The organism is Flavobacterium frigoris PS1 (assembly GCF_000252125.1).
Taxonomy (GTDB): domain Bacteria; phylum Bacteroidota; class Bacteroidia; order Flavobacteriales; family Flavobacteriaceae; genus Flavobacterium; species Flavobacterium frigoris_A.
The window spans coordinates 57,433-68,986 of the sequence record NZ_AHKF01000020.1; the positions used below are offsets into that span (position 1 = coordinate 57,433).

Annotated in this window: 6 protein-coding genes; 1 reads left to right on the forward strand and 5 read right to left on the reverse strand. The window is 34.4% G+C overall.

Annotated features, from left to right (window positions below; all coding sequences use genetic code 11):
- Positions 1-7: 7 nt before the first annotated feature.
- From HJ01_RS12815 to HJ01_RS12830, 4 genes are all read right to left on the reverse strand, one after another.
- The gene (locus tag HJ01_RS12815) at positions 8-3,073 is read right to left on the reverse strand and encodes a SusC/RagA family TonB-linked outer membrane protein (RefSeq protein ID WP_007138873.1); all 3,066 of its coding nucleotides are present in this window, start codon (positions 3,071-3,073) and stop codon (positions 8-10) included.
- Positions 3,074-3,271: 198 nt separating this feature from the next.
- A complete protein-coding gene (locus tag HJ01_RS12820) occupies positions 3,272-7,486 on the reverse strand; it encodes a two-component regulator propeller domain-containing protein (protein WP_007138874.1) in 4,215 nt (1,404 codons plus the stop codon).
- Positions 7,487-7,693: 207 nt separating this feature from the next.
- A complete protein-coding gene (locus HJ01_RS12825; RefSeq protein ID WP_007138875.1) occupies positions 7,694-8,383 on the reverse strand; it encodes a DUF2461 domain-containing protein in 690 nt (229 codons plus the stop codon).
- Positions 8,384-8,504: 121 nt separating this feature from the next.
- Positions 8,505-9,665, reverse strand: coding sequence for a histidine decarboxylase (locus HJ01_RS12830; RefSeq protein ID WP_007138876.1), 1,161 nt, complete (start codon positions 9,663-9,665; stop codon positions 8,505-8,507).
- A 152-nt stretch (positions 9,666-9,817) separates the two neighbouring features.
- Between HJ01_RS12830 and HJ01_RS12835 the strand changes: the two genes are divergently transcribed.
- A complete protein-coding gene (locus tag HJ01_RS12835; RefSeq protein ID WP_040473981.1) occupies positions 9,818-10,270 on the forward strand; it encodes an Lrp/AsnC family transcriptional regulator in 453 nt (150 codons plus the stop codon).
- A 126-nt stretch (positions 10,271-10,396) separates the two neighbouring features.
- On the opposite strand, the gene HJ01_RS12840 is transcribed toward HJ01_RS12835, so the two are convergent.
- Positions 10,397-11,452, reverse strand: a complete 1,056-nt coding sequence (locus HJ01_RS12840) for a glycosyltransferase family 9 protein (protein WP_007138879.1) — start codon at positions 11,450-11,452, stop codon at positions 10,397-10,399.
- Positions 11,453-11,554: the final 102 nt, after the last annotated feature.

The window sequence follows — 11,554 nt, forward strand, 5'->3', positions numbered from 1 at the left end:
TGTTTAATTATAGTTTGACTTGGATTCCCAATAAATATGCTTTTGATTGCGGATACGTTCCTTTGTCAATCAATGAGGTAGATTCTGGGTCTAATCCTGTGTAATCAGTAATGGTAAATAGGTTTTGACCAGAAGCATAAATACGTAGGTTTTTAACACCAATTGTTTCTGCATTAAAAGTGTATCCAATTTCAAGGTTTTTCAATCTCAAATAAGAAGCATCTTCAACAAATACGCTTGATACATTTCCACCGCCATTATTATTAAAAGTAAGTCTAGGTCTAGTGTTAGAAGAACCTTCGCCATTCCAGCTGTCTAATACTGCAGTTGTGGAATTAAAAGGGCGGCTATCGTAGTTTAAGATTTGTTTCGAATCATTATATCGATCGATTCCATTTACCCCTTGTAGTAAGAAAGAAAAGTCAAAGCTTTTATACTCTCCACTAAAGGAAAAACCATAAGTTAATTTCGGGATAGGACTTCCAATGATTGCTCTGTCATCGGCATTAATTTGTCCATCTTCATTTATATCTTTAAATCGAATGTCTCCTGGCTGTGCATTATTCGAATTAGCAAATAACTGTGTGCTTACCTCTCCGGCATTTTGGTAAATACCATCGAATACAAGTCCGTAATAAGAACTGATTGGTTGTCCAACCTCCGTTTTTGTATGTGTACCATCATCAATAATGCTTTTTACATAAGTTTGAAGTTTATCAACTCTATTCGTTAATGTTGCTATGTTTGCATTTACGCTGTATTTGAATTCGTGGCCGTAATTTTTTAAATTAAGTCCAAATTCAAACCCTTTGTTGCTTACCTCTCCAGCATTTACAATAGTCTGATTAATTACTCCCACAGAAACTGCAGGTAGGGTCACGCCCAATAAAATATCAGTTGTGTTCTTAACAAAGTAATCTGCCGTAAATGAAAGTTTATTGCTGAATGTACTCAAATCCACACCAAAATTCGTTTGTGTCGTAGTTTCCCATTTTAAATCTGGATTTCCGTAACGAATGATGTTAACCACACCGCCTGATGTAGAAACCAAAGTTTCGTAGGCGTTATTTGGTATTTCCTGATTACCTGATTGTCCCCAACTTGCTCTTAATTTTAAGTTGGAAATCCAGTCTGCTTTTGCCAAGAAGTTTTCTCTTGAAACTAACCAACCTGCAGAAACGGAAGGGAAATATCCCCATTTGTTATTTGGTCCAAAACGAGAACTTGCATCTGCTCTTACTGTGGCTGTGGCAAAATATTTACTTGCATAACCATATGTACCTGATCCAAAGAAAGATTGTAGCGCCCAGTTATTAGCAGAACCAGAACTGTAGGCATTTGTTGTACTACCGAAGTCTAGGTACCTAAACGAGTTAGAGGTGTTATCGAAATTTTGTCTGCTACCACCTATAGCAGATGATTTACTACTGATGTTTTCCATTCCAAGTAAAAAGTCTAAACTATGATCGGCGTTGATTGTTTTAATATAGTTTAAGGTATTACTGAAAGTGAAGGTCATGTTTTGACCTCTATTTTCATCTAATCCATTGGGTCTGTTAATTCTTCCCATTCCGTAATATTGGTTTGCAACATCACTAATGTCGGCATCTCCATAATTTGAAGCAAAGTTTTTGTTATGACTGAAACTAATATCTACCCCAAGGTTACTTCTAAATTTTAAAGATTTATCCCCTAGTAAAGCATATTCACCATATAAATTTCCAAAAGTTTTATAAGTATTTCGTTTGTCATCAGTAAAATGTACAATAGCAATTGGGTTTGATGTATACTCATAATTTTTGCTCCATCCATTATCAGGTCCCGTATAGAAAGGCAAATCAGTGTAAGGATTAGTTGCTGAATAAGTAGGGTCATTTATGTCTTTGTAAACCGCTAAAACTGGAGGACGAATTAAAGCGTGACGTATAATCCCTGGCGCATCACCGCTTGAAGATAATTTGTCTTGTTTTTCGTAACTGATCTGAAGATTCGTTCCTACTTGAAAACGATCTGAGACCTTAGCGTTGATGTTTGATCTGAAATTAATACGTTGGTATTGATCGTGGTCTTCCGTTACAATTCCATCGATACCATAATAACCTCCAGAAATTAAATATTGAATATTCTCTGAACCTCCACTTACTGAAGTTTGGAAGTTTTTAGAAATACCCGTTGTGAACAATTCATCTTGCCAATCTGTGTCGGCTAAACCGGTTCTGTTTCTGTCTGATGCATAAGGACTAATTGCAGATGCTGAATTCCCAGCTGTATTATGCCAAGCTTGATCTTTTACTGTCAAATATTGGTCTGAATTTAACATATCAGGAAGATTTGTAGCCACATGAAACCCAGTATAATATTCTGAACTAATAGTTGCTTTTCCAATTTTTCCACTTTTGGTTGTTATTAATACAACACCTCCAGCAGCTCTTGCTCCGTAAATTGCTCCGGCAGCAGCATCTTTCAATACAGTCAAAGATTTGATGTCTGATTGATTAAGGAAAGAAATATCGCGAGTTGAAACTCCATCAACGACGTACAATACATCATTGTTTCCAAGTGTTCCCTCTCCTCTAATACGTATTTTGATTCCGTCACCAGGAGCTCCAGTATTAGCAGCAACAAAAACACCAGCTACTTGCCCTTGAAGAGCTTGTGCAACATCTGCTACCTTTGTTTTTGATAAATCATCAACATTAACAGTGGTTACAGCACTTGAAAGGGATGATTTTTTTGCTGATGAATATCCTATAAGTACTACTTCATCCAGTTGTTGTGAATCTTGTGCTAAAGAAGCATTAACAGTACTCATGCCGTTTACCGCGATCTCTTTATTAATATAACCAATATAGCTAAAAACTAAAACAGCTTTAGGGCCTAAATTGTTTAATGTGTATTTCCCGTCAAAATCAGTTATTGTACCAGTATTCGTTCCCTTAACAATAACATTTACCTGTGGTACTGGACCGCTAATATCAGTAACAATACCTGTAACGGTTTGCGCATTCATGATGCTTGCTGATAGTATTGTTCCTAGTAAGAACAATTTATAAATAATACTTTTCTTCATCATAAGGAAGTGTTAGATTGATTAATAATTTGGTTAATTGTTTTCATGGTTTTAAATAGTTTAATTGATTTAAATTAATTTTTTTGAGTTTTAATTAGATTTAATAATCAGTTTATAAAATTACTTACAGGGCACAAGAAATTGTGTACACTATTTCATCAAAGGTGTACACAAGGATGTATGTATTTTGTTTTTAGGTGTTTAGTGCTTAGGTTTGTACTTAAGCTGGTAATTTTTTGGCGTGATGTCGTACATCTTTTTAAACTCGCGATAAAAGTATGATCGGTTGTTAAAACCTGATAAATAGCAAATCTCTGATACAGTCAAAACATTTTTCCGCAATAGTTCAGCAGCATGTTTTAACCTTATGGTACGTATCAAATCGCCTGGAGTCAAACTAAAAATTTGTTTGGTTTTTCGATACAATTGGGAATTACTGATGCCCAATTCTTTTTCGATAAAAAGACTTTGTAGGTTCTCGTTATCTATATTCTTTCGTATTAATTCAATCACCTTTTTAATAAACTCCTTTTCCTCATTCTCTATAGGAAGAGTAGACAGGTTTTCGACAAGACTGTCCTGCGCGAAGTGCTTTAGTATTAATTCCTTTTCTTCCAGTAATTTTTGAATTCTTATTAATAGGTGGTCTGGATGAAAAGGTTTCGGGATATACGAATTTGCACCGCTTTCAATGCCTTCAATTCTGTGCAGTACAGATTCTTTTGCGGTAAGCATAATAAAAGGGATGTGACAAGTTTGAATGTCTTTTTTTATTTCTTTGCAAAGCTCGATTCCATCCATCAAAGGCATCATTACATCACTGATAATGATATCAGGAGTTTCACTTTTAATATTCGCCAAAGCTTCAATACCATTGTAGGCAATACTTATTTTATACTTTTCGGATAATAATTCATTTAAAAAGGAATAGATTTCTTTTTCGTCTTCAACAATTAATATTGTTTTTCTATGATCAATAACTGCGTCAAGGGTTGAAATTTTTTCAGGTACGGCATCAATAGTAGGTATTTCTTCCAAAATACTTTTGAGGTGTTGAGAAATGAACACTTGGTTCGTCTCAGCATCAACATCTATTTCAAATTCTTTTTCAACAAAGGCTTTCTTGCCGCAAGGTATAAGGATTGTAAAGGTTGTCGTTTCGTTAGGGACACTCGAAACTTGTACTTCACCTTTGAGTACAGTCACTAGTTTTTTTATAAAAGCCAATCCAATACCAGTTCTAAACAAATCATTGTCAGCACTGGAATTCGTATCCGTTAATAAAAATTTATCAAACAGGGAGTCTAGTTTTTCTTGTGGAATCCCTTTACCAGTATTTACGACGGTAATAATTAATTTTTTAGAATTGGTTTTGTCAATGGCTATTTTAAGGTCAATTTTGCCGTTTTCAGGAGTGTATTTAAAAGCATTCGATAATAAATTGAATATTATTTTTTCAATCTTATCCTTATCAAACCAGCCATTTAGTTTGGAGGTAACTTCAAGCTTGTATTCTATGTTTTTATCCAATGCCCATTCATCAAATAATTCAGCAATTTGTTCGACTAAGTTGACCAAATCAAATTTTTTCACGACAACTTCTAAGTAATCAAACTCCGCTTTTCTGAATTCCAGTAATTGTTGTGTTAGAAAAAGCAATCGCGAAGAGTTTCGCTCAATCATTTGAATGAACTTCTGGTTTTTGTCGCTAAGGTTATTTGCTTCTGCTAATTTTTGAATGGGTCCAACAATCAATGTCAAAGGAGTCAAGAATTCATGCGCAATATTAGTAAAGAACGAAAGTCTGTTCTCATGCAGCTCTTCTTCTCTTTGACGGAAAAGAATGTTTTGGCTTAAAGATTGACGTTTTTTATAGTAGCTAACAACAAATAGGATAAAGAAGAAAAACAATATGGAGTATATGAAAATAGAAAGGTTAGATTGCCAAAAAACTGGTTTTATCCTGATGTCAATCGCGTGCACGGGATCGCTCCATATGCCGTCGCTGTTAGTCCATTTTATCCACAAAGAATACTTGCCTCTTGGTACATTGGTAAATGAAATACTTCTTCGATTATTGATGTTATTCCAATCTTTGTCAAAATTTTCTAACTTATAGGCATATTGGCATTTTTCACTGTTAATATAAGTTAATGCAGATAGTTCAATATCAAAAAAGTTTTGATCGTGGTCCAATATAATGGCAGGAGGCGCTTTTGAATCTGGAGAAATAACCAATCCTTGATAATAGGGATCTGCCTGATTTTGTCCACTAATTTTATCAATTAATAGATCAGGAACTACTGCCGATTCCTTTATTTTTTGAGGAAGAAAGTAATTGAATCCTTTTATTCCACCCATGAAAATATAATCTGATTTTGGATCCTGATAAAAGGCTCCGTCTGCAAATTCATTGTTTTGCAGTCCTTCGTTTTTTGTGTAATTAATGAATTTTGATTGTTCTGGGATAAAGTTTGATAAACCAAAATTAGTGCTTATCCACAGATTTGATTTTTTATCGGAGACAATTCCGTGAATGGTATTATTGGGAAGACCGTCCTTAACAGTATAGCTTTTGAATGTTGCACTGCCATCACTTTTTAGGTCTTCTAGTAAATTCAGACCAAAACTGGTACCTATCCAAAGCCTATTTTTGGCGTCTTTTTTCAGGCACAGTATATCATTGTTAGACAGACTTTGAAAATCATCCTTTTTGTTTTTATAAGTACGGAACAAACCTGATTCTTTGTCAAAGAGATTAAGACCTCCCAATCGGGTACCTATCCAAAGTTGGTTTTGATTCTTTGGGACGATAGAAAAAATAATATTACTGCTTAAGGATTTTCCATCCTCATTATCTGCAATGTATTTTTTGTATTGGGATAACTTTAGTTTGTTACCTGAACGTTCTATTTTACATCGAATCATACCATAACCATTAGTTCCAAGCCAAATAAAGCCCTGTTCATCCTGATAAATGGAATAAATAGATTTAAAATAGTCGCATTGTTCGCTTCCTATAATTTCAGGCCAACTAATGAGTTTCGAGTTTTTTAAATCGTAAATAGTGATGCCGTTTCCATCTGTACCAATGAATAACAATTCATTCTTTCCTTTGCACAATGAAAATACGGCATTATTAATGACGCTATTATTTTCATTGAAATTCACAAATTTTAAAGATTGTTCGCTTTGATAAAATTTAGAAGAAAATCTAAAAAGACCCTTTCCTTTTGTTCCCACCCAGAATGAATTCCCCTCTACTTCTAGAAAAGCCCTAATAATACCGCCATCCAATTCGGGAATTTGCGCTTTTGAAATAAGATTAAATGACTTTTTAAGTGGAAACATTTTAAAAACTCCGTCTCCATCTGTTCCCGTCCAGATCACATTTTCGCTACCTTGTATTAAAGCGGTTATCTTCTGATTTTTCAGATGTTTTAACCAAGATCTGCTAATTAGGTTTCCAGTGCTATCAATAATACTATAACCTTCTTTTCCTGAAATAACGAGGCCTTCAGGAATATGGCCTACAAGATTATCGATATTTTTTTCTGAAAGAACTTGTTTTTTTTTATCGAATACGGAATATATACTGGCATTTCCGGAAGTTGGTATAATGCAAATTTTCTCATTTGAGATGGTTTCAAATGTTCGAATGTTTTTTGAAATCAACTCTGATTTTGTAATTGTTTTTTCGGTTTCATTACTATTTGCAATAGACAAGCAATAAAGCTGCTCGTCTTCAAACAGAACTAATAAATCACCAGTAGAACTAAACTCCATTTTTTTGATAGCTTTTGAGGGAAGAGTTTTGGATTTTAGCAATTGGAAATCGGTGCCGTTATAATAACCAATTCCCCAATCTTTTACGGCGCAAAATACTTTTTTTGAGTCGTCAAGGGCTATGTTGAATTCAGATTCAGATAATGGGGGGGTGTTTTTTCTGGAAAAATAAAAACGTTTAAAATGGTCTGTTTTTTTATCATATTGATTTATCCCGTGCATTGTCAAAATCCAAATACGGCCTAAATCGTCTTCATCTATTTTAAGGATTACCTGATTGCTCAAGCTATTTTCATTATTTAATTCGGGTCTGAAAATTTTAAAAGTGTTTCCATTATAACGGTTTAGTCCGTCCCAAGTACCAATCCAAAGTAAATTTTCGGAGTCTTGAAAAATAGTATTCACGGAGCTATTAGATAGTCCTTTAGTGTTGTCTAATTGTTCAAGAGAGTACTTTAATTCTACTGTTTTTGCTGAGTCTGCAGCTGATTTTATGGCACCACTTTTAATTTCTTGTTCTGTGGACGTTTGAAGATTCCTATTGGCAGTATTACGCGACTGTTTTTCTTGGTCGTTACAGGCAACAAAACCTATTAAAAGAAAACAAATAAATAAAATCTTAATTTTCAATTTACTAAATTTTTTCGTGATTTTTTCGAAATACTACAATAAATGGTGCCAATTCATCAAAATAAGCGCACGGAATCGTTGTAGCTGAGTGATCAAATATACATAAAATATAAGAAAGAGAATAGTACGTGCATTTAGTCTCCCCCATAAAAGGATTATGATTTTATGGACTTAAAAAGATTGTGAAAATAGGGTAGTTCAGTCAAGTTAAACTATGGTTTCACCATTAGAATCGGTGGTCAGTAATTCGCTCATGTAATCAAAAAAGGGCATCACCGCAGTGTAGATTGAATTCACTTGTGCCAAAAAACTGTCTGAAAGTACTTCCTCATCGCTAAAATCATGTCTTAAATAAAATTGTTTGTGACGGATTAATTCGATAGCCACATGATCTTTCTGAAATCCTCTGGGCGTAGTCAAAACGGCATTTCCCTTTAAATCACCAAAATTAGACTTGATTTCCTTTGATTGAAGTATCTCATTCCACTGGGGGTAGTTTTTAGTAATATCTAAACGAATCCTTTTTAGATCTTCTGGATTTGGAGCAAAAAAGCCACAGGCTAAATAGCTATTTCCAGGCTTAATGTTCATATAATAGCCACCTCTTCTTTGTTTACCGAATCGCTTTAAACTAAAGTCAAATTTTGAGTGATAAGGTAGTTTATCTTTGCTGAATCGCATGTCACTGTAGATCCGGTGAAGGCTTTGTTTTGCAGATCTGTTTTCTAGTTGGTCATGTTTGTTGATTTTCAAGATTAACCCTTCGATGAAGGAATGCATGTTTTGCTGTGCCTCAACATAAAACTGTTTGTTCGTTTGAAACCAATCCCTGTTATTGTTTGCGGCAATATCAGTAAGGAATTTTAATGTTGATTTGTCTATGGTTTCTATTGTCATTTTATTTTAAATTTGGCAAATTGCTTAAACTCCTGTTTTCTATCTAACCTTTGCTCAGTCAAATTTATGGAACTATCCTTAATCTATACGCTAATGAACTATTAGATTAAGATTATACTTTTTAAAACACAAAATCGGAAGCTTCTTCTGGTCTTTCTATACAGTTTTCGATATCGTGAATTAGGTGGTCAATTTGTTCTTTGGTAACATTAGGCATACATATAATATGGGAGATGTCTCCTTCAGTGGCCAGTTGCCACTTCAGTTTAATTTCCTCGAATGTCTTTGGAAATACAACTGTTAAGGCATTTGGGTTTCTCCAGGCGGCGATTCCTATTTCTTTTAGTCTTCGTTCACAGTATTCAGCCACTTCTAGACTGTCTAAGTAGCGTTTTTTCAGACCTTCGACCCCCATTTTTTTTAGGGCATACCATAAAAATAAAGGGCAATGCCCGTTTCTAGAACCAGTGATGGTGGTGTCCAGCGATCCTATATAGGAAATGCCTTTTGAAATTCGGTCCCTGTTGGAGCGTTTGGTGATAATGACCCCTGTAGGTATAGGTGAGCCAATAAATTTATGTCCGCTGATTGATATACTATCTGCGCCATCAGTAAAGTCAAACGGAAAGCGAGGTTCCATAAAGGCACCGTACGTTCCAGATAAAGCGGCGTCACAATGAATGTAGCTGTCTTGTATGGCCAAACCTCTTAAGATTCCTCTAATTTTTGAAACATCGTCTTTAGCTTCCTTCATGGTAGTGCCAAAAGTCGTCAATACAATAGCTGGCTTGTGTCGGTTCATTTTTAGTGTGTTCTCAAAATCGGAATAATCGATTTCTCCATTTTCCTGAGATCGAATTACAATACTTGGTATGTTTAGAAGATGGATATTTTTACGGACGCTGTAATGGGTAGATTCAGAGTAATACACCATCGCTTTGGGATACAATTCTCTAGCCAGATACAAACCATATAAGTTACTTTCTGATCCCCCATTGGTCACATAACCCCAATAATCTTTTGGATTGGCTCGGAATAATTTGGCAAAGAAACCCACTACTTCTCTTTCCAATTCATGCGTTTGCACTTTATAAGTACAATCTTCAAAAGGGTCACCAAGGTTATTAATTGGGTATTTTAAAAAATGGGCAATTTCTGAATAGTCAAAATCTTTTGAGACAGGATAACCTAGAAAATTATCGCGGGCATTTTCTATATACTGCTCTAAAGTGTTTAAGCGTTGGTTATCTTGTTCTGACAATGATTCCGAAATTGTTTTCATTTCTTTAATTTTTTTTACAAAAGTACTTTTAATGAAATGATATTCTGTTTGTATAACAAGATTCAAAATATAATTCTATTTTTGAATATAATTACAGGATTTTAATATTGAATAACTGTAGTTTGGTTTTTTTAAAAGGAAAATTTTCTGATATGGATGCAATAGACAAAAAAATATTAATGCTGCTGCAGGAAAATGCAAAGTATAACACCAAGGAAATCGCCGATAAAGTAGGCTTATCTGTGTCTCCAACTTTTGAGCGCATTAAGAAATTGGAACAAAAAAAGTACATCAAAAAGTACGTTGCTCTACTGGATGGCGAAAAAATCGGGAAATCAATTAATGTGTATTGTCAAGTGACTTTGGCCATTCATTCTAGAGAATTGATAGATGATTTTAAGACGCAAATAGCTAAATTACCTGAAATTATGGGTTGTTTTCATGTGTCAGGGAACTACGACTTTTTATTAAAAATCGCCGTTAACGACATGAATGAGTACCAGAAGTTTATCATCGACAAACTATCTGTTATAAAAGGGATTTCTAACGTTCAAAGTTCCTTTGTAATGGAGGAAATAAAAAATGATGGCATCTATAACTTATGAAGCATCATTTCTTGAATGTTTTCTTTTTTCGAAAGCATGTAAAGTATGATGTCTCAATTTAGCAATTGTAACATGCTTTGCAAGTTGATTGAAGGCATGATTATGCAATAAAAACATTCGATTTTCTTAATTAGTTTTTGCGAGAATGCTGTCAACTAGATTCATGATATCATCAGTATTCATGGTATTAGTGTCCACGGCAACGCTATTGTTTCCATAAGGGAGGTATTTATCTACAACAGTTACCGAAAACAATCCCACAGTAGGTGTTTTTGAAGCACTGGCCAAATGCATCATGCCGCTATCCGCTCCTATGAAGATGTCTGTATTGGCAATAAAGGCTGCTATTTGCCGAATATCCTTGCTATAAAAGGAAGGCGCTTTGAAACCTATTTGCGATACATTTTCAACAGGTAATAATTCAACAATGTTGTAGTCGCTGTAATCCCTTTTCAGTCTGTCGTAGATTTCATTCCACCAAGTCTCTGAGTAGCATTTTGCTCCCGTGGCAAAAGTAAACAGACAGATTGTCTTTTTATCTTTATCGATTAGTTTTTCTAATTCAAGCTTGGCTTCTGCAAGTTCTGAAGGGCTTAATTTAATATCTAATGTCGGTATTGGATTCTCTTTATTTGGGATTCCTAGTTTAGATAAATAACTTCTTAAACTGTACACCGGATATTTAGCAATGTGTCTGTGATCTGTGTATTTCGATTCAAAATCAGTTTCTTCATCTCCGAATAGTTTATAGTCTGACTTTGCAAATTTGGTAGAAAGTCTGCCTGATGAAGAGTTCTTATCTACATTTATAACAAGGTCGTAGTGTTTTTTCTTAAGCGCTAACCAACCGTTAAGGTAAGGAAGTAAATCGTTAAAATGTTTTTTTGGCAATTTAATGATGCTGTCAACATTCTCATAATTTTCAAATATAATTGGAGCTACATTTCCTTTTACAAATAGATCTATTTTACAGTTTGGGAATGTATTTGTAACCTCTTGGACAAGTGGCGTAATTAATAATTGATTTCCCAACCGGTGATTGGGTCTGCAAATCAATACAGTCTTTACCGCATCTTTATTGATCATTGGCAGGTTTTGATTGATTGTTGAACCACTAATTTTCTTAGTCATTCCCTGCATCAAATTCCTTCTGACTGAATTTACTTTTTTTAAGATATTCATATTTGTAAAATAGTATTAGCTGTAATGTTTATTTTTTACCAAAAAAAAGACACTTTATAGTATCGGGCTGGTAAAATTGCAATAGGAATAACTTTCAGCTTG